The sequence below is a fragment of the Mycobacterium sp. NPDC003323 genome (genome assembly GCF_053589535.1).
In genome coordinates this window covers 29,054-47,253 of record NZ_JBSFSB010000016.1, presented here as the reverse complement: position 1 = coordinate 47,253, position 18,200 = coordinate 29,054, and the positions used below count along the sequence as shown (strand labels likewise).

Below are 18,200 nucleotides of genomic sequence, written 5' to 3'. Positions count from 1 at the left end.
CATGTGCTTTCTCCGATCGTGCGGGATCTTCGGTGGCGGTCTGGCCGGGTCAGAAGGTGGCGCGGGCGTCCTCTGGCAGATACTGCTGGTCCAGGACGGTGGCCCAGTCGACCGGCTCGGAGATCTGGCCGGCGCCCACCATCAGTTCGGAGAGATTGGTCAGACCGTCCTTGTCGACGGTCAGTGAATACCCCTTGGCCAGATCCGGGGTGGCCGCGAACGACGCCTTCATCACCTCTTCGCTGACACCGACCAGCGGTGCGAGCTCGGCCGCGGCGGCGTCGGGTTCGGCGACCAGCCATTCGTTGAGCCGATCGGCGACCTCGAAGAAGGCCCGCAGATTGTCCGGGTTGGCCTCGGCGTAATCATTGTTCACTGCAACCAGATCGGCGGGGAGATCGCCGAGGATATCCCGCGATTCGACGAGGACCTCGGCGTTCTCCTCGGTCTGCTTGGCCGCGATGAAGGGCTGCATGGCCCACCCGGCGGTGATCTGGTCGGCCTTGGCCGCCGTCCAGTTGTCCCCCATGCCGCCGACCGCCTGGGCGCGGACACCGAGATCCTTCTCCAGCGCCTTGACCAGAAGCTCGGTGGAGGAACCGGCGGAGCTGAAGCCCAGTACCGCGTTGTCCAGGGTGCGTCCCGGCGGGGCGATCCAGGCAAAGTCGTTGAGCTGGAACCACGGAGCGATGACGGTCAGGTTCGAACTGGGCTGCTGTGCGGCCAGCAGCACCGAGGTGTTACCAGCGATGGCGAGGTCGGCGTCACCGCTGGTGACCACGCGCATCGTGTTGCCGCCACCGCCACCGGAGAACAGGTCGACCTCCAGACCCTTCTCCTTGAACCAGCCCTTGTCGATACCGACCTGCAGGATCGCCATGAACGGCAGGCTGTCGACGCCGGTCGCCGAGATGCTGAGCGTGTTGGTGCCGGATTCCCCTTCGGGGCCGGCGGACTCGTCGGCGCAGGCCGCCGTACCGATGGTGAGAAGCGCGGCGATGCTCACCGCGGCGCATTTCTTGACGAGGGACATTGACGACCTCCAGGTGGGTTCTCGGTGAATTCGGGTCCAGATGGGGTGGGGATGTGTGCGACGGGCTATCTACGTGATCGGGTCCGGCGTTGTCTGCGTCCGAGGCATCGGGCGATTTCCAGGCCGACGGCGACGCCGGTCATCGCTGCGGCGGCGGTGAAAAGACCCGGCATCGCCGGGTTTGCGGCCGATTCGCCGTTGGCGGATGTGGCCGCCGGCGGGATCACCACCTGCGGTGGCGCGGCCGCGACTCCGTCGGCGGACGTGAGTGCGCGTTTCAACGGTGGCGGCGCGCCCGGCACCTGACTCCCGGGCGAGGGAAATCGCTCCGGGGGTAGGGAGGTTGCGCCGACCGTCATCGCTAGAGCCCCGCCACGATGTCGGCGAAGGCGCGGATGGTGGGTTCCCTACTCTGTCCCGGGCGGACGAACGGGACGATCGAAACCTGGTTCACTCCAAGTGATTCAATCTCCTTGAGCCGTTGGGCACACTCGTCGGGGGTTCCCGCCAGCGCGAACAGGTCGACCAGTTCGTCGGGCACGAGGTCGGCATGGGAGGCCTCGGTGTCCATGTGATGGTAGTAGTCATACGACTCGCGGATCCGGTCGATGGCCGCTTCGAGCGCCGGATCGACCTTCGCCGGGAGCGGGCGGATGGCCACTCGGGACACGTGTGCGCGCACCAGGTCTCGTGCTTCGGTGCGGTCGGGTCCGATCGCGGTCGGGGTCCACAGCACGATGTGTAGGTCATCGAGGGTGCGGCCGGATTCCCTGGCGCCCTTCGCGATGGTGGCCAGTGCGGCCTCGATGAAATGCGGAGCGGTACCGACCAGGACGATGACACCATCGGCGATCCGCCCGGACATCTGCAGGATCTTGGGCGCCGACGCCGCGATGTAGATCGGGATGTCCACCGGCCCGTTGAGGTAGTTCAGGTGGAACTCGGCGCCGCTGGTGGGCTCGACGGCCTTCTCGCCGCGGAACAACGTGCGCAGCTGGGTGATCGATTCCTCGAGTTCGGCGAGCTTCTGCGGCTTGAGGCCCATGGTGCGTAGCGAGGAGTCACCCGTTCCGATCCCCAATGCCACACGGCCACCGGTGAATTCGGCCAGGGTTGCCCATGACGAGGCCAACAGCGACGGGTGGCGGGTCACTGCGTTGGTCACCCCGGTGCCAAACACGATGCGAGAGGTGCCTACCGCGGCAGCGCCCATCACCGTCGACGATTCGCGCCAAATGTTCTGGGAATCGCCGAACCAGACGTTGTCGTAGCCGAGTTGCTCACTCAATCGGACGTAATCGCACATCGCTCCCACCGGTTCGGTGGGAAACAGTCCGACACCTTTACTCAACACCTTTTAATAGCCTCTCTTCGGCACTCTGGGGGGTGCAATCGGCCTGCTCGGGCCGTCCGTTGGGTGATACTGTATATCGGATCCAATCAGCTCGCAGGGTAACTGGAAGATTGTGTTTTCTGGATCGAAACCCCCTGGTCACCGAGGAGAAAGCCATGCGACTCGTCAACGAGTTCACCGTCGATGCATCCCTCGATTCTGCGTGGGCGATACTGACCGACATCCCCCGGATGGCCTCCTGCATCCCGGGCGCGGAGATCGAGTCCGTGGACGGCGCGGACTTCGTCGGCAAGGTGGCGGTCAAGGTGGGGCCGGTCGGATTGACCCTGCAGGGCCAGGCGACCCTGGTCGGTCAGGACGACGCTGCACACACCATGGTGGTGCGTGGTGCGGCCCGGGACCGCAAGGGGCAGGGTTCGGCCGAAGCCACCATCTCCATCGCGGCTCACGAGGAATCCGGCCGCACCGTGGTGGTCGTCACCACCGATCTGGACCTCGGCGGCAAGATCGCCCAGTTCGGCAGCGGGGTGATCTCCCAGGTCAGCAACCGCATCATCAAACAATTTGTAGGTCGGCTCAATTCGTTGATCGCGGCCGAGGAATCCGCCGGCGGCGGCACCCCGGGCGGCATGCCCGCGGTCGGCGCCTTGCCCGCCCGTGGCGGCATCGCGCTGCCGCCGAGCAGATTCGCGCACCTGGGCGTCACCGCGCTGGCCGGTGTCGCACTCGGCCTGGCCGTCGGCCGGGCCGTGTACGCAATCCGCTGACCGGAATCAATCAGCTACTGCCGCAACGAGTTCAAGCTCCACGCAGGCACCGCCAGGCAGGGATGCCACGCCGATCGCCGTACGCGCGTGGGCACCGACGTCCTCGCCGAAAACGGCCAGCAACAGCTCCGAGGCGCCGTCGATGACGCCAGGCTGCGCCGCGAAGTCGGGCACCGCACGGACATAACCGCGCAGATGCAGCACCGCGGTCACCGACTCCAGGCCCACCGCGGTATCGATCGCCCCCAACAGATTGAGTGCGGCAATCCCGGCTTGTGCCTTGGCATCTGATGCGGACACGTCGTCACCGACCACACCCGCCAGGCCTGGCCCGGCGTTCGTCCGTGCTGTGGCGCCGGAGACCCACAGTTGCCCGTCGTGCAATCTGGTCGGGTAGTACGCCCCCCTGGGCGCCGGCGCGGCCGGGATGGTCAGGCCGAGTTCGGCGAGCCGTTGTCGAAGGGATGTCACGGGGCCGGCTGGTCGTCGGCACCGAGCACACGTTTGAGGTGGTCGATGGAGTGCGACCGGTGCTGATGATTGAGCGCGATCACCCTGTCAACGTCGCCCTCGGCCATCGCTTCGGTGATCAACACGTGCTCGCAGTTCACCTTCCGCAGATCCAACAGGTCGGCGTACAGCGGTCGATACGGATCGGCCATGTTCCACAGCTGATTGACGATTCGCTTGGTCCGCGACAGATCGCTCTGCTCAAAGGTCAGGTAGTGGAACTGCCGGTTGGCGACACCCACGGCCACCATGTCGTCATCGGCCACGGCGCGATCCATCTCGGCCATCAGCAGCCGCATTTCGGCGATGATCTCCGGGGCGACGGGGGTGCTCATGGCGTCGCGGATCAGCTCCTCTTCCAACAGCGCACGCAGCCGGAAGACCTCGGTCAACTCCGCGAGTCCGAGCTTGACCACCCGATATCCGCTGTGCGGTTCGTAAGTGACGTATTCCTCGGCTTCCAGGCTCTTGAGCGCCTCCCGGATCGGGATGCGCGACATGCCGAGTTGTTCGGCCAGCGCCTCCTGGACGATCGGGGTACCGGGCGCCAACCGCCCGGACGTGATGTCGTTGCGCAACACCTCGACCACGGCCTGCTGCGCAGTCTTGGGTCGCACAAAGCCCGCTCTGGGCTCGTGCGACTGCCGGCCGCCGCGACGGCGCGGCGCTGGCTGAACATCTGCTCTTGTCGCCATGCGAAACCCCCTTTTTCCGGTGATTGGATACTCTATGCGATACACGCCTGCCGACCGTCGCCATATCGCTTCATTCCTGAAGCCGACATACGACGACGTGACCTCGACTACGAGCGCACTGCGTATTGCGGCGGGGTGATCAATACGGGATTCGGTCGGCACATCGCGGGTATTGCCTCCATGACGGACTCAATTCGAAAGGAGCCATCATGAGCACCACGACTGCATCGATAGATGTCGATCGACCCATCTCCACCGTGTACAACCAGTGGACACAGTTCGAGTCTTTCCCGCACTTCATGGAGGGTGTCGAGCAGATCGAGCAACGCGACGACACGCATTTGCACTGGCGGGTCAAAGTAGGCCCCTCCGTGCGCGAGTTCGACGCGACGATCACCGAGCAGCACCCGGAAGAACGGGTGGCCTGGAAATCCGACAGCGGGCCCGAACATGCCGGGGTGGTCACCTTTCATCGCCTCGACGACTCCACCACCCGCGTCACCACTCAGATCGATGTCGACCCCGACGGCTTCCTGGAAAACGCCGCTGACAAGCTCGGGATCCTGAAGGCGCGGGTCAACGGTGATCTCGAACGCTTCAAGAAGTTCATCGAGGAACAACCGGCCGAGACCGGCGCCTGGCGCGGCGATGTCAGCCGACCCGACCAACCCTGACCACGCGGCGGGCGACGACCCGCTCGTGGGTCGTTTGCCCCGCCGGAACCCGGGTATCACCGCGGCATGAATGAACCGGTGACGGCACCGCGGCGCATCGTCGTCACCGGCGCGTCGGGCAACGTCGGCAGTGGCGTGCTGCGCGCCCTCGCACGGCACATCCCGGAGGCGGAGGTCGTCGGCGTGTGCCGACGACCTCCGACCGTCGGTGAGCTGTATGCGCCCGTGCACTGGCACACGGTCGACCTCGCCGAATCCGACGCCGCCGAACGCCTCGCACCCGCGATGTCCGGTGCCGACGTCGTCATCCACCTCGCGCTCGCCCTCTACCCGGTGCACGACAACGATTATCTGTACCGGGCCAACGTCGTTGGCACACAGTCCGTTTTGCGCGCAATGACCGACGCCGGCATCGAGCACCTCGTCTACGCGTCCAGTCTCGGCGTCTACGCACCGGGACCGCGCACGCATGTCCCGGAAACCTACCCGCCCACCGGTCAACCGACATCGCCGTACAGCCGCCACAAGGTGATGGTCGAGGCCATCCTCGACGACTACGAGCAGGCCCACCCCGACGTCGTCATCAGCCGGTTCCGGCCGACGCTCGTGGCACAGCGTGAGACCGCGTCGATGGTCCGCAGGCTCTACCTCGGCCCGCTGCTGCCGGCATTCGTGCTGAAAATGATGCAGCGCAGGTCATTTCCGGTGCTTCCGCTGCCGAAGGGCCTTGCACTGCAATTCGTCCACACCGACGACGTCGGCGAGGCGGTGGTGCGCCTCATGCGCTGCCGCTCGGTGGGCGCGTACAACGTCGCCGCCGACCCTTTGGACGCTGCAGGGTTGGCGGCACTCGTGGGTGGACGGCCGATCGGCATCGACGCGGCATTCGTGCGGCGCCTCGTCGTCGTACTGAACAGCTTGCACCTGATCGCCGTGACGCCCGGCTGGTACGACGTCGCAACCAACACACCGTTGATGGACACCACCAAATTGCGCACCGAAACCGGTTGGGCACCCACGCGTTCCTCCACCGACAGCGCACGGGAAATGATCGACGGACTCGCCGACGGCGCCGTCGGATTCAGCGCCGCACTGGGATACGACGACGGGACGAGCATGACGAAACGCACGGCAGTCGACGCGCTGCACGACGCTTCACTGACGCTCTGGTTGGCGTTGACCGCGGCGCGAGCTCTGGGGCTGGGCCGCGCGGGGTGGCCCGAAGCCGCCGTCATCGGCACCAATCTTGCCGCCGGAACACCCGCAGCACTCGACAGGCTGGCCCAGCGCCGCCGCGACCCGGTGGCGCTGCTTGCCCCACCCGCCGTCGGCGCCGCCGTGCTGGCCACCCGCCGAGGGGGCTGGGCACCCGTGATCGCCACGGTCCTCTTGGGCGTCTTCGCCCTCGCCGAGCGCCGCAGGAACCACTGATGACCGCCGAGGTCTCCAACGGTCGACAGGTCGTCGTCATCGTCGGCGCCTCCAGCGGCATCGGTCGGGAGACCGCGCTGGCCTATGCGTGCCGGCGGGCCAACCTGGTGTTGGCGTCGCGCTCGGAGGATGCGCTGAACCGGGTCGCCGAGGGGTGCGCCGCAGCCGGGGCCACCGATGTGATCGTGCAGCCCACCGACATCTCCGACGCCGACCAGGTGCGCGACCTGTTCGACACCGCCGTCGCCACCTACGGCCACGTCGACGTCGCCGCGCAGTGCGCGGCGATCACCGCCTTCGGCCGCTTCGAGGATCTCCCGATCGACGTCTTCGACGCCGTCATCCGCACCAACGTGCTCGGTGCGGTGAACGTAGCGCGGGCGGCGCTGGTCCACTTCCAGCAGCGCGGCACCGGACACCTCATCATCGTCGGGTCGCTTCTCGGTGTGACCGCGGTGCCCTTCCAATCCGCCTACGTGATGAGCAAGTTCGCGATCAGCGGGCTGGTCCGCGCGCTGCGTCAGGAGAACCGGCATCAGCGTGGCATCCGCGTCCACGGCGTCTACCCGGGCCCAGTGGACACCGAGGTGTACGGCAGCGCGGGCAACTATCTCGGCCGCACGCCGCGGGTCGCCCCCACCGCCGACGCGCCGTCGACCATCGCCAAGGCCATCGTCGCGGCCACCAACCGACGGCGCTCCAGCGAACGCCAGATCGGCTGGTTCAACCGTCCCGCGATCGCGGCCTACCGACTGTTGCCGTCGATCTTCGACGCACTCATCACCCCACTGCTGCAGGCGACTTCCTTCAGTTCGAAGCCGACCGAGGAGTCCGCCGGTAACGTGCGCGGATCGGACAGACCAACACAGCCCGCGGCCCTTCAGACCAAATTCTCCAGATGATCGGCCACCGCGCCCGCCAATTCCGAAGCTCCTCGACGGAAGGACCGCAGCGGCCCCACCAGAGGCTCGTCGTACCCGGCGAACCACAATCCCGGTGCAGCGGCGGGTGTTCCGTTGCGCACCGGATCTCCATCGGAATCGAGCACGCCGAGGTGGCCGACCATCTCGTCGAGACCCTTGGTATATCCCGTGGCGGCGATGACGACATCAGGGCGCACGGTCGTCCGGTCGGCAAGCAGGACGCTGTCACCGGCGAAGGAGGCGACGGCAGCCACTATCTCGATGCTGCCGTCCTCGACCCGCGGCACCAGATCGTCGCCCAGCGTGGGGATGCGGGTGTCATCGAGCAAGGCCCGATAGATTCCTTTGCGTGGTGCCGGAAGGCCTTCCGCTTGCAGATCACCCCACCAGAGTGCGCGCATCATCGCCGCGGCACGGTCGAGCACCTCCACGGGCAGTCGCTCGAAGGCGTCACTGAACAGGTCGACAGGGACCCCGGCAATCGCCCGCGGCACCAGATGCGGCGGTGTCCGCACCGACATCCGTACTCTGCCCGCCCCTGCGGCGCTGAGGCACACGGCGATGTCGGTGGCCGAATTACCCGAACCCACGACCAGAACATCGCGCCCGACGAACGGATCCGCCCGGTGATAGTCGACCGAATGCAGCAGTTCGCCGGTGAACTCCCGGGCCCCGGGCCACGACGGAGTGCGCGGCGTGTGATAGTTGCCGGTTGCCACCACTACCGTTGCGGCAGTGATACTTCCGCTCTCGGCGTCCAGACGCCATTCCGCTGTGTCGCGGTCGATGCGCGCGACCGCCGCACCCATTCGCAGCCGCAGCCGCTGACGCCGCACATAGTCGTCGAAGTAGTCCACCATGGCGTCACGCGATGGCCACCGCCCGTGGCGGCTGGGGATGTGCTGACCCGGTAGATGCGACCAGTAGCCGCACGTGTTCAACCGGAAGTCGTCGTGAAATCGCCGCCACGAGGACGCCGGTTCGGGTGCACGGTCGAGCACCAGGGCGTCGATCCCCCACAGGTGGAGCAACTGACGGGCCACGGCCAAGCCGCACGGGCCCGCGCCGACGACGACCGCCCGCTCGTCAACTCCACTCGGTGCCCGCACTCCGCCTCCTCCGCCCGTCTCCCCCGCACATCGCGGGACAACCATTCCCGTCTGGCGCGGGACTCACACCTATGCCCGCTCTGGTGCCGTGTCCGGACGTTCGGGCACTCGTGGCACGCAGTTGAAGGGGTCGCGCCGGAAAGATGCAGACAGCGAAAGGTTAGAACAGTCGAGATAACGACAGCGCTTCCAGCAGAGGAAGACAGACAAGCTGCGTGTGTGGTCCACGACGACGTGCCGCTTGTTCTTTGGATTCCTCCATGGCCACATTCGCGACGAGTTACTCGGCGTGGAGATGATGCTGGTCGGGCTTCAGACCCACTTTCGTCCCACGGCGCACGGCTAACTGTTTGCGGGGCGCAGTCCAAACCCGGCACCAATCCGCGTGCTCTCACGACTCCACCGGCTTTGGGCCACCCGGCTCACCGACAGGCGACAGTGATCGACTCACTGCGGGCAAGGTGAGCCGCCGCAGCGCCACTATGCGAAGAATACTGAAGGATTCGTTTCCTTCGCGCCTATCCGGCAATACAGGCGCCAGGCGGTGATGTTGGTTGGCTGCGTCGAAGTCACCGCCAGGTGTACTCGCAGTGGGAGTGCAGCCGTCGTTAAGCAACAGCGGGCCCCGAGTATCACCGCCACCCGCAACCGTCTCGCTTCCAGGTTCCTCCCGCGCGGTGGTCTCAAGTATCACGGAACCTCTGTCGGATCAGCCGTAAGAGAAGGCCGGCGCTATCCGGGGAAGACGCAATACCGTGCCAGCTGTACCGAAGAGCCGTCAGTCGTGGGGCGATAGGCACCGTGGCGAGGAGCCCAGCGGACGGCGCGATTACTTGGCGCAGGAAAGCGGTGATCAGCGGATCACCCTGATTCACTGTGTTACTCCAGTTCATCCAAGACCGCTGTGACGGTCACCCGGCCCGTCACATCCCGTTCCGCGGTGGCTTGCGCGGTCCGGTGAACTCCGCGCAGCTGGAGCTGAAGCGGTCCTGGCTCAGCGACGAAGTTACGCCACCAGTTCTTCCGGTCAGGCATCGCGACATCGATGATCACGATGTCGTCCCGTTGGCGGTATGCCACTGGGAGAGTGAACGCCTTGCCTGATCTTCGACCGACGTAGCTCAATGCCGCTATGCGTCTGTTGAGCACGGTGTCTACTATTGGTGCACGCATTAGTCGCAGTGCTGCAGAATTTACTGCCGCGACCAAGAGATGAAACCGACCACCGAACGCCACGAATAACCTGCTCTCTCGCGAAACTTTACGCCTATACAGAATCGGCGCCCGGTCGGCGGATCTCGATCCAGAGTTCAACGATGTGATTCTACAGCTGCATCCGGACGCCGAAGCCGTGGCCGAGGTGTGCGATCAAGTCAGAGCGTTCGGTGAAACACTGATCCTCGTTGCACTGGCAGACTGAACGCTGAAGCAAGATTCGCAGGACAGGATCTCGCAAATCTGCTCTGGGTTGCAGGTATCGCAAATCGCAGTCCCGGCGCCCCTGAGACCTGACCTCGCTTGATTGAGAGGGTGCTCGAATCATCCTGGTCGGCGGCGAACCAACCTTGACGCTGAGATCAGCGCGCTTTCGTTGTCAACTGGCCGTCACACGGACCATCCGCGGCCAAGCTGGATCTTGCCCTTGGAGCGACGCAGCGCTTGGCCGGCCAGAGAGCGCTTCCGTCAGAGCAAGGCGCCGCCTGATGCCGTTGTCTCACAACCACTGCGAGTGCAGCGATGGGTTCAGCCGCATCCTGCTGACTGTCCTTCTTGAGCCGAAGGTAGGTCGATAGGGTGCTTGTAGCGACGCTCACTCGGCTCGGCGGAGGGGCTACGTATTACGGCGGTCCAGAAACCCGCCACATCCACAATGTCGACATGGCCAGCGTAATTCGCGACAATTCGAGGCGATTGAGGTGTGTGGGCGAACGCTTACGAGTGCCAGATATTCAGCGGATTCGCGACCCCGCCGCCGTGCTCGGAGTCGAGTTCCGAGCCGCGAACCACGACCGTTGACGCCATGTCCGTTCACACCCGCCGAAGAGCCGGCGAAAGAAGCCGACATCCGCAGGCCGAATTGCTGACCCTGCGATCGAGACAATTATGATGTGTCTCATGGGCACCCTCGATGACGTGGCGCGGGCGGCGGGGGTTTCGAAGTCGGTGGCCTCGCGGGCCCTGACGGGCGATGCCAGGGCGCGTATGAGCGAAGCCACCCGTGCCCGGATCTTGGCTGCCGCCGCCGAGCTCGACTATGTTCCGAACGCCCGCGCCCGCGCGTTGCGCCAATCTCGCTCCGGCGCAATTGGTCTGATTGTGCCTGATGTCAACAATGCGGTGTTCTCCGATATGTTGGCAGGGGTACAACAAGCGACTGCCCGCCATGGCACCGACGTGCTTCTCGGCCAAGTCGATCCGCCACCGGAGGGTGCCCAACAGTTGTCCCGTCTGGTCCGGGAAGGTCGCGTCGACGGGCTGCTGATACAGCGGCGGGAAGATTTCGACGACGCCATGTTGGCCGCGGTGCTGCATTCAGGCGTGCCCGCCATCACCGTGAACTCGCGACTTCCGGGCCGGACCGGGTCAGTGATCCTTGAGGATCAGCGCGGGGCAGCACTGGCCACCGAACATCTGATCGGGTTGGGCCACCAACGCATCGCGTTCATCTCGGGCACGCACTCGCACGACACTGCGCGCAGACGCAAGAGCGGCCATTTGACCGCGATGGCCGATGCCGGTCTCGCGCCGGACCCCGCCTGGGTGATCGACGCCGGATGGGAATCCGACGCCGGCGCGCGGGCATTGAAAGAGTTGCATCGCAACGTCGAATTGGGAAAACCGGGCGGTCCGACCGCCGTCGTGGTCGCCAGCGTGAATGCTGCCGTCGGCGCGTTGTTCACCGCCTTGCGGCTGGGCCTGCGAGTACCGCACGACCTGTCGATCGTCGGCATCAACACGACGTGGGTCTCCAGCACGGTGTATCCCGCGATCACGACGGTCAAGTTGCCACTGCACCGGCTCGGCGAACTCGCCGCGACAATGCTCTTGGATCATCTCGGTGGCGCCGCACTCACCGATGTCGTGGTCGGTGATCCTGCCCCCGAATTGGTGGTGCTGGAAACCACGGCCCCGCCGATTGCATGACGGGTCCGTGGTTTCGCGCTCATCGTCCGAACTGCGCGGGGCGCTTCTGAACGAAGGCGGCCACTCCCTCAATTCCGTCAGCCGAGGTGAAGAGTTCCATCAAGGTGGCGCGTTCGTCACTGTAGGCCAGCGCCCGCTCCGCGCCGGAGACGAGCTCCTTGGTGGCAGCCAGCGCCGAGGCCGACGATCCCGCCAGTTGCCCGGCCAACTCCAGGGCGCGGTCGCGGCACGCGCCCGCCGGGACAACCTCGTTCACCAGGCCGAGTTCGCATGCTTGCGCCGCCGGCAATCGCTTCCCAAGCATGATGATCTCCTTGGCTTTACGACCGCCCACTTGAGCCGTCAACCGCTGCGTGCCACCCCATCCCGGCACCAACCCCAAGGACAACTCCGGGAGCCCGAACTTGGCCGTATCACCCGCGACGATGAGGTCGGCAGCCAGCGCTACTTCGAATCCGCCGCCGAGCGCCATCCCTTCCACCGCGGCGATGACGGGAACCGGAACCGTGGCGATCGTTTCCACCAGAACACCAGCGGCACGGGTGAGTTCACCGATCTCACCCTGATCAGCGCGGCCGTACACAGCGATATCGGCTCCGGCACAGAAGAACGCGCCGCCGCTGAGCACGATCACCCGGATGCCGGGCGGGCGACCGTCGATGATTCTGGTCAAACTTCGAACCATGTCGAGGTCGAAGGCGTTGCGTTTCTCAGGGCGGTTCAACACCAGATGCAGTATCCCGGCGTCGACATCTGCGTCGACGGTCACCGACTCCGCGATCAGCGTCTCGTTCATCACTTACCCACCTTTTCTTGAAGGCGATCGATTTCTGCTGTGTCAAAGCCCAATTCGGCAAGGATGGCTCGGTTGGAGCTACCCAGCTCGGGCGGCATGCTGCGTACTCCGGGACGCTGGCCGTCGTAGATCAGCGGGTGTCCGAGGAGCTTGACAGCACCTGCCCTCGGATGATCGATTTCGATCACCGACTTGTTGTGCAGCACCTGGGGGTCCGCGACGATGTCAGCGTATGTGTTCACCGGCGCGAACCAAACCCCGGCCGCGGCGAACACCGCAGTCCAGTCCTCGGTGGTGCGCTGCGCCATGTGTTTTGCCACCCGCTCGTTGACGTCCTCGCGCCGGTCATACGACATGTCTTCGCCGATGTTCAGGAACCAGTCGTCCTCGAAGACTGCGCCCAGCACTGTCAGCGCATTGAGCGACAGCGTGAGATGACCGTCTGCGGTGGCGAAAACGCCATAGGGTGCCTTGTAATACGGCGACGACACACCGCTGACGCTGCGCCTGCCGGGGTAGCCGTTGAGGAAGTAAGACAACGGTTCGATCTGGAGATCGAGCGCGGCGCTGAGCAGATTGCTCTCCACCCGTGCCCCTTGCCCGGTACGCTCCCGGCCATGGAGGGCCGCCAGGATGCCGAACGCTCCAAGGACTGCGCCGTGCTGGTCCACCACCGATGCACCGACCGGCGTCGGTGGCTCATCGGCAGTACCGGTCGCGGCAGCGATTCCCGATAGGGACTGCAACAGCACATCCTGGCCCGGCCGGTCTTTGTAGGGACCGTCGCTGCCATAGCCCGACAACGAGCAGTACACCAATCGTGGGTTGCGGTCGCGCAGTCGCTCCCAACCCAGGCCCAGCCGATCCATCACTCCGGGGCGAAAGCTCTCGATCAGGACGTCGGCTTCGTCGAGCAGACGGATGACGACGTCCACCCATTCGGGGTCCTTGAGATCGACCACGAGGCTGCCGACGTTCCGATTGCCCAGTAAGAAAAAGACGCTCTCTCCGTTGAGGTAGGCGTCGGGGCCCGACCATGAACGTTCGAACGCACCCGTCGGCGGCTCGACCTTGATGACGTGCGCGCCCAGATCGGCAAGCATCTGGGTGGCCGAAGGCCCCTGAAGAAAGTGCGTAAAGCTAACGACGCGTATCCCGTCGAGCATGGCCATCGGTGCCTCCTCATCGAACCCCCAAATGGGGCGGCGCGGTTCGCCCAGCGCCATTGAATCAAAATGAGCAATCGATTGTCCACAGCTTGGCCAAGTTTTGCGCAATCGGTTGTTCTCAGGCTTTTCACGTGATTCACTGAATCGGCCGTGACCTGGGACACACGTTGCGGCATCCGTCACCAACGAGGTCCACCGACAGGAGTTCCGATGACCGACACCTCGCCCCGGCAATCTCCCGCCAGCTCCGCACGATCAACCGACCCGCCGGCGAGCAGGTTGCGCAGGGTGGTCGCAGCATCGATGGCCGGCACCGTCATCGAGTGGTATGAATTCCTGCTCTACTCGGCGGCCTCGGCCTTGGTGTTCGGCACGCTGTTTTTTCCCGAGACCGACAACGCCCTCGACGGCGTGATCAACGCGCTGCTCATCTACGCGGTGGGCTTCCTCGCCCGCCCACTGGGCGGACTGATCTTCGGCTACTTCGGCGACCGCGTGGGCCGTAAGAAACTGCTGCAGGTGAGCCTGCTGCTGGTCGGCGCATCGACCTTCGCAATCGGGTGCATACCCGGCTATGCCAACATCGGGATGGCCGCTCCATTGCTCTTGGTGGTGATGCGCTTCGTTCAGGGCGTCGGTGTCGGCGGCGAATGGGGCGGAGCGGTCCTACTGGTCGCCGAGCACAGCCCGAACAGGAGTCGCACCTTCTGGACCAGTTGGCCGCAGGCCGCGCTGCCGCTCGGCAATTTCGTTGCGACGCTTGTGCTAACGGGTTTGTCGTTCGCCATGACGGAAGACGCCTTTCTGACCTACGGTTGGCGGATCGCGTTCTGGTTGTCGGCCGTGATCGTGATCGTCGGTTACTACATCCGCACCCGCGTCGACGAGGCGCCGTTGTTCCTCGAAGCGCGAGAAGCGGCCGAGAAAACGAATGCGGCCACCCCGAGCGCACTGCAAGTCATCCGGGCCTACCCACGTCAGGTGGCGATCGCCATGGGCGCGCGGGTCGCCGAGAACATCATGTACCAGATGGTCGTCACCTTCTCGATCACGTACCTGGCGTTCACAATCGGAGCCACGACCACAGAGATACTGGGGCTCATTCTGGGCGCGCACGCGATCCACTTCATCGCGGTGCCGTTCTACGGTCGACTCGCCGACACCTGGGGCCGCAAACCGGTATTCCTGCTGGGATCGGTGCTGGCCGCCGGATGGGGATTCATCGGCTTCCCGCTGCTCGCCACCGGCAACGAGTTTTTCATCTTCCTCGGTATCACGCTCGGGTTGTTGATCCACGGCTTGATGTACGCGCCGCAGCCGGCGCTGATGGCCGAGATGTTTCCGACACGCATGCGCTATACGGGTGTCTCACTTGGCTATCAGGTCACGTCGATCTTCGCCGGATCGCTGGCTCCCTTCATCAGCACGTCGCTGCTGCGGTCCTACGAATCGTGGGTGCCGATCGCCTGCTATCTCGCGGTGGCAGCAGTCATCTCGACGGTCGCAGTGAGTTTCCTGAAGGAAACCAGAGGCGTCGACCTGGCAACCCTCGACATTGCCAGCCCCGGATGCGTCACCGCCGGCAAGTAGCCGTGCAGTGGATGTAGCGCCCCAGGGACGGCTGGCGCCGCGCCAAGGCGCTGCGACCGGGATCTGCGGGCAGGGCAGCCGATGGCCTCATACATGGAGGCAATTCTGCACAATCGGTTGCTCAACCGGATACTGTGTGCTTCGCTAGGTGGACCGACGGGCGGTAAACGCTCGACCACCACTTTTCCGACCCGCGCATCGTTGCAGGGTTCCACATGATCAACTCCAGAATTCGAGAAGGGGATCAGTCACATCATGGGTGATATATCAGTTATTGATCGGCTCGCCGGCCGCGGTGCGCGGGTCCACCGATGACCCGCCGCTTGGAAGTCGTCGGAATCGACAAGGAGTACGCCACGACTCAGGGCGCAACTCAGGTATTGAAGGGACTGACACTGCACGCGGACCGGGGCGAGTTCGTCTCCATCGTCGGCCCGAGCGGTTGTGGCAAGTCGACGTTGTTCAACATCATCACCGGCCTGGTGGCGCCCACCTCCGGCGCGGTACGTGTGAACGGCAGGGACGTCACCGGCACCACTTCCGAAAACATCGGCTATGTCCTACAGAAGGATCTGCTCTTCCCGTGGCGAACGGTGTTGGAGAACGTCATCCTCGGCCTCGAAGTCCGCGGAACCCGCAGAAAAGAAGCCCGCGATCGCGCCCGACAGCTCTTCGCTGCGTACAAGTTGGAGGGATACGAAGACAAGTACCCCGCTGACCTGTCCGGCGGGATGCGGCAACGGGCAGCACTCATGCGCACCATGGTGACCGATCCCGACATCATCCTCATGGATGAGGCCTACAAAGCCCTCGACTATCCCCTCAAGATCGCATTGGAAGGCGAGCTCCTCGAAACAGCAAGGGCAACAGGCAAAACCATCGTCGCCGTCACACACGATATCGAAGAAGCGGTCACCATGTCGGATCGCGTGTACGTCCTCAAAGCGCATCCCGGAGAAGTTGTCCACGAACTGGACGTCGATCTGGGCACCACGAGCACCGATATCAACGAACGGCGCCTCGCCCCGCGATTCAACGAGTTCTATGAGTTGATCTGGCGTGGCATCGGCCAGTCCGGGGCCGTCGCATGATGCCACCCGCCCGCACCACTCCTCACCGCACCCAGGAGGACAAATGACCACCGTACTGACCGAACAGCCGGCAGCACCGACACGTCCGGTACGCAGCCGCATGACCACCGCGGCGCCCCACCACAGACGGATCCTCCTACACACCTTGCAGGTGTTGATCGTCGTAGCCGCCTTGTCAGCCTGGGAACTGGGTACCCGCAGCGGCGCCATCAGCTCCTTTCTGTTCGGCAGTCCCAGTGCAGTCTGGAATGTCCTGCAGACCCGCGCACAATCCGGGCAACTGTGGACCGACATCGGCGTGACCAGCTCGGAGGTCCTACTCGGATTCTTGATCGGCGCAGTGGGTGGCTCGATCCTCGGGCTGTTGCTGTGGTACTCCCAGTTTGTTGCCGACCTGACGGCACCATTCATCGCCGCCATCGGCTCCATCCCAGTCCTCGCCGTCGCCCCACTCACGATCATCTGGTTCGGCACCGAGATGACATCCAAAGTGGTGATCGTCGCCTTCTCATGCGTGGTCGTATCCCTGACCACCTCCTATCGCGGCGCCCGGCGCACCGACCCCGACCTGATCAATCTGATGAAGTCGTTCGGCGCCTCCCGCTCCCAGATCTTCGGCAAACTCGTTGTGCCGTCAGCGATGACATGGGTGGTGTCCGGTCTGCGGCTCAACATCGGCTTTGCACTCGTCGGGGCGATCGTTGGTGAATACATCAGCTCTGATGCCGGTGTGGGCCACATGATCCTGCTCGGTAGCTCCAACTTCACCATCAGTCTCGTCATCGCCGGCATCGCCATCGTCATGGCGATGGTGCTGGTCTTCAACCTCCTCGTCAGCGCCCTCGAAAAGTTCCTCGGCCATTGGGAAAGGTCATGATCATGAGTCCCCGAATGTACTTACGCCAATTGATGATTGCCGCTACTACCGGCACAGTCCTGCTCGCCACGGCGTGTGCCGGCGAGCCGGCGCCGTCTGCCGACGGCACTACCACGGTTCGGATCAGCCAGGCCTTCCAGTCCCTGCTCTACCTTCCGCTCTACGTCGCACAGGAGAACGGCTACTTCGCAGAACAGGGGGTGACCGTCGACATCGCCACGGGCGGTGGTGGCACCCAATCCTGGACCGCGGTGCTGGGTGGATCCGCTGACTTCTCGATCCAGGATCCGGTATTCGTACCGAAGTCTCATGAGAACGGCGGTCCCGGCGTGGTGGTGGCGGCCATCCAGAACGCTCCGTCGGTGTTCGTCATCGGCCGCGACGGCAGTAACGCCACACTCGACGACGCGTCCGTATTCGAAGGCAGGAAGGTGGCGGTGAGCCCGGAGCCGGATACCAGTTGGGCCTTCATGAAATACCTGATCGACCAAAAGGGGCTGAAGGACGTGACAATGGTCAATGTTGCGCTGGGCAGCGAGCTCGCCGCCGTGGCCGGTGGACAAGCCGACCTTGCGCTGTCCTTCGAACCGACCGTCAGCCAGGCGGTGGTCGACCAGGGTCTCGAGGTGGTGTACAGCTTCCCCGCCAACCCGGACTGGTACCCATTCGCCTTCTCCAGCCTTACGACCACCGACGACTACCTGCAGGAGAATCGGGACGCCGCACAGGGCGTGGTGACCGCGATTGCGAAGGCATCGAAGTTCATCTATGCCGACCCGGCGGCAACGATCGACATTGCCGCCCAATATTTCCCCGATCTGTCGCGCGATGTGGTCGCGGCGGCTGTGCAGCGGGAGATCGAAGCCAAGGGCTACGCCGAAGACGTCACGGTGACCAAGGAATCCTGGGACCGCAACATGGAGATTGCATTGTTCACCAAGAACATCGTGGCCTATCCCTCAGATGCCACGTCATATGAGAACAACGTCAACACCGAGTTGGCGACGCGAGCCCGAGAAATCGTCGAGGTTGGCTGA

Annotated in this window: 18 protein-coding genes; 10 read left to right on the top strand and 8 right to left on the bottom strand. The window is 64.5% G+C overall.

The window, feature by feature from the left end; all coding sequences use genetic code 11:
- Window positions 1-49 precede the first annotated feature (49 nt).
- Window positions 50-1,033 (bottom strand): ABC transporter substrate-binding protein, encoded by a 984-nt coding sequence (locus tag ACWDUN_RS24950; protein WP_449932866.1) that lies wholly within the window; start codon window positions 1,031-1,033, stop codon window positions 50-52.
- Between the two features lie 156 nt (window positions 1,034-1,189).
- On the opposite strand from ACWDUN_RS24950, the gene ACWDUN_RS24945 reads away from it, so the two are divergent.
- Window positions 1,190-1,339, top strand: coding sequence for a hypothetical protein (locus ACWDUN_RS24945; RefSeq protein WP_449932864.1), 150 nt, complete (start codon window positions 1,190-1,192; stop codon window positions 1,337-1,339).
- 55 nt (window positions 1,340-1,394) lie between these two features.
- On the opposite strand, the gene ACWDUN_RS24940 is transcribed toward ACWDUN_RS24945, so the two are convergent.
- The gene (locus ACWDUN_RS24940) at window positions 1,395-2,387 is read right to left on the bottom strand and encodes an LLM class flavin-dependent oxidoreductase (RefSeq protein WP_449932862.1); all 993 of its coding nucleotides are present in this window, start codon (window positions 2,385-2,387) and stop codon (window positions 1,395-1,397) included.
- A gap of 155 nt (window positions 2,388-2,542) precedes the next feature.
- Between ACWDUN_RS24940 and ACWDUN_RS24935 the strand changes: the two genes are divergently transcribed.
- On the top strand, window positions 2,543-3,154 hold the full coding sequence (locus ACWDUN_RS24935; protein WP_449932860.1) for an SRPBCC family protein: 612 nt from the start codon (window positions 2,543-2,545) through the stop codon (window positions 3,152-3,154).
- Between the two features lie 6 nt (window positions 3,155-3,160).
- On the opposite strand, the gene ACWDUN_RS24930 is transcribed toward ACWDUN_RS24935, so the two are convergent.
- Together ACWDUN_RS24930 and ACWDUN_RS24925 are read right to left on the bottom strand one after the other, a co-directional pair.
- Window positions 3,161-3,625 (bottom strand): RidA family protein, encoded by a 465-nt coding sequence (locus ACWDUN_RS24930; protein ID WP_449932858.1) that lies wholly within the window; start codon window positions 3,623-3,625, stop codon window positions 3,161-3,163.
- Complete coding sequence (locus ACWDUN_RS24925; protein WP_449932856.1) at window positions 3,622-4,281, bottom strand: GntR family transcriptional regulator; 660 nt, start codon at window positions 4,279-4,281, stop codon at window positions 3,622-3,624. The genes ACWDUN_RS24930 and ACWDUN_RS24925 overlap by 4 nt, the downstream gene beginning before the upstream one ends.
- Before the next feature lie 287 nt (window positions 4,282-4,568).
- On the opposite strand from ACWDUN_RS24925, the gene ACWDUN_RS24920 reads away from it, so the two are divergent.
- The 3 genes from ACWDUN_RS24920 to ACWDUN_RS24910 all read left to right on the top strand — a co-directional run bounded on the left by ACWDUN_RS24920 (window position 4,569) and on the right by ACWDUN_RS24910 (window position 7,366).
- The gene (locus tag ACWDUN_RS24920; protein WP_449932854.1) at window positions 4,569-5,033 is read left to right on the top strand and encodes an SRPBCC family protein; all 465 of its coding nucleotides are present in this window, start codon (window positions 4,569-4,571) and stop codon (window positions 5,031-5,033) included.
- A 66-nt stretch (window positions 5,034-5,099) separates the two neighbouring features.
- Window positions 5,100-6,464 (top strand): NAD-dependent epimerase/dehydratase family protein, encoded by a 1,365-nt coding sequence (locus ACWDUN_RS24915; RefSeq protein WP_449932852.1) that lies wholly within the window; start codon window positions 5,100-5,102, stop codon window positions 6,462-6,464.
- The gene (locus ACWDUN_RS24910; RefSeq protein WP_449932850.1) at window positions 6,464-7,366 is read left to right on the top strand and encodes an SDR family NAD(P)-dependent oxidoreductase; all 903 of its coding nucleotides are present in this window, start codon (window positions 6,464-6,466) and stop codon (window positions 7,364-7,366) included. The genes ACWDUN_RS24915 and ACWDUN_RS24910 overlap by 1 nt, the downstream gene beginning before the upstream one ends.
- Here ACWDUN_RS24910 and ACWDUN_RS24905 read toward each other — a convergent pair.
- Together ACWDUN_RS24905 and ACWDUN_RS24900 are read right to left on the bottom strand one after the other, a co-directional pair.
- Window positions 7,345-8,496 (bottom strand): flavin-containing monooxygenase, encoded by a 1,152-nt coding sequence (locus ACWDUN_RS24905; protein WP_449932848.1) that lies wholly within the window; start codon window positions 8,494-8,496, stop codon window positions 7,345-7,347. The two genes, ACWDUN_RS24910 and ACWDUN_RS24905, sit on opposite strands and share 22 nt — an antisense overlap.
- An 879-nt stretch (window positions 8,497-9,375) precedes the next feature.
- Window positions 9,376-9,669, bottom strand: coding sequence for a nitroreductase/quinone reductase family protein (locus ACWDUN_RS24900; protein WP_449932964.1), 294 nt, complete (start codon window positions 9,667-9,669; stop codon window positions 9,376-9,378).
- A 942-nt stretch (window positions 9,670-10,611) separates the two neighbouring features.
- Here ACWDUN_RS24900 and ACWDUN_RS24895 point away from each other — a divergent pair.
- A complete protein-coding gene (locus ACWDUN_RS24895) occupies window positions 10,612-11,640 on the top strand; it encodes a LacI family DNA-binding transcriptional regulator (protein ID WP_449932847.1) in 1,029 nt (342 codons plus the stop codon).
- A 19-nt stretch (window positions 11,641-11,659) separates the two neighbouring features.
- On the opposite strand, the gene ACWDUN_RS24890 is transcribed toward ACWDUN_RS24895, so the two are convergent.
- Window positions 11,660-12,436, bottom strand: coding sequence for an enoyl-CoA hydratase/isomerase family protein (locus ACWDUN_RS24890; RefSeq protein ID WP_449932846.1), 777 nt, complete (start codon window positions 12,434-12,436; stop codon window positions 11,660-11,662).
- A complete protein-coding gene (locus ACWDUN_RS24885; protein ID WP_449932845.1) occupies window positions 12,436-13,608 on the bottom strand; it encodes a CaiB/BaiF CoA transferase family protein in 1,173 nt (390 codons plus the stop codon). Before ACWDUN_RS24885 ends, ACWDUN_RS24890 begins: the two co-directional genes overlap by 1 nt.
- 207 nt (window positions 13,609-13,815) lie before the next feature.
- Between ACWDUN_RS24885 and ACWDUN_RS24880 the strand changes: the two genes are divergently transcribed.
- The 4 genes from ACWDUN_RS24880 (at window position 13,816) to ACWDUN_RS24865 (ending at window position 18,200) form a co-directional block, all read left to right on the top strand.
- Window positions 13,816-15,195 (top strand): MFS transporter, encoded by a 1,380-nt coding sequence (locus ACWDUN_RS24880; protein ID WP_449932844.1) that lies wholly within the window; start codon window positions 13,816-13,818, stop codon window positions 15,193-15,195.
- Window positions 15,196-15,506: 311 nt separating this feature from the next.
- Window positions 15,507-16,286, top strand: coding sequence for an ABC transporter ATP-binding protein (locus ACWDUN_RS24875; RefSeq protein WP_449932842.1), 780 nt, complete (start codon window positions 15,507-15,509; stop codon window positions 16,284-16,286).
- Window positions 16,287-16,329: 43 nt separating this feature from the next.
- Window positions 16,330-17,163, top strand: coding sequence for an ABC transporter permease (locus tag ACWDUN_RS24870; protein ID WP_449932841.1), 834 nt, complete (start codon window positions 16,330-16,332; stop codon window positions 17,161-17,163).
- Window positions 17,160-18,200, top strand: a complete 1,041-nt coding sequence (locus tag ACWDUN_RS24865) for an ABC transporter substrate-binding protein (protein ID WP_449932839.1) — start codon at window positions 17,160-17,162, stop codon at window positions 18,198-18,200. Before ACWDUN_RS24870 ends, ACWDUN_RS24865 begins: the two co-directional genes overlap by 4 nt.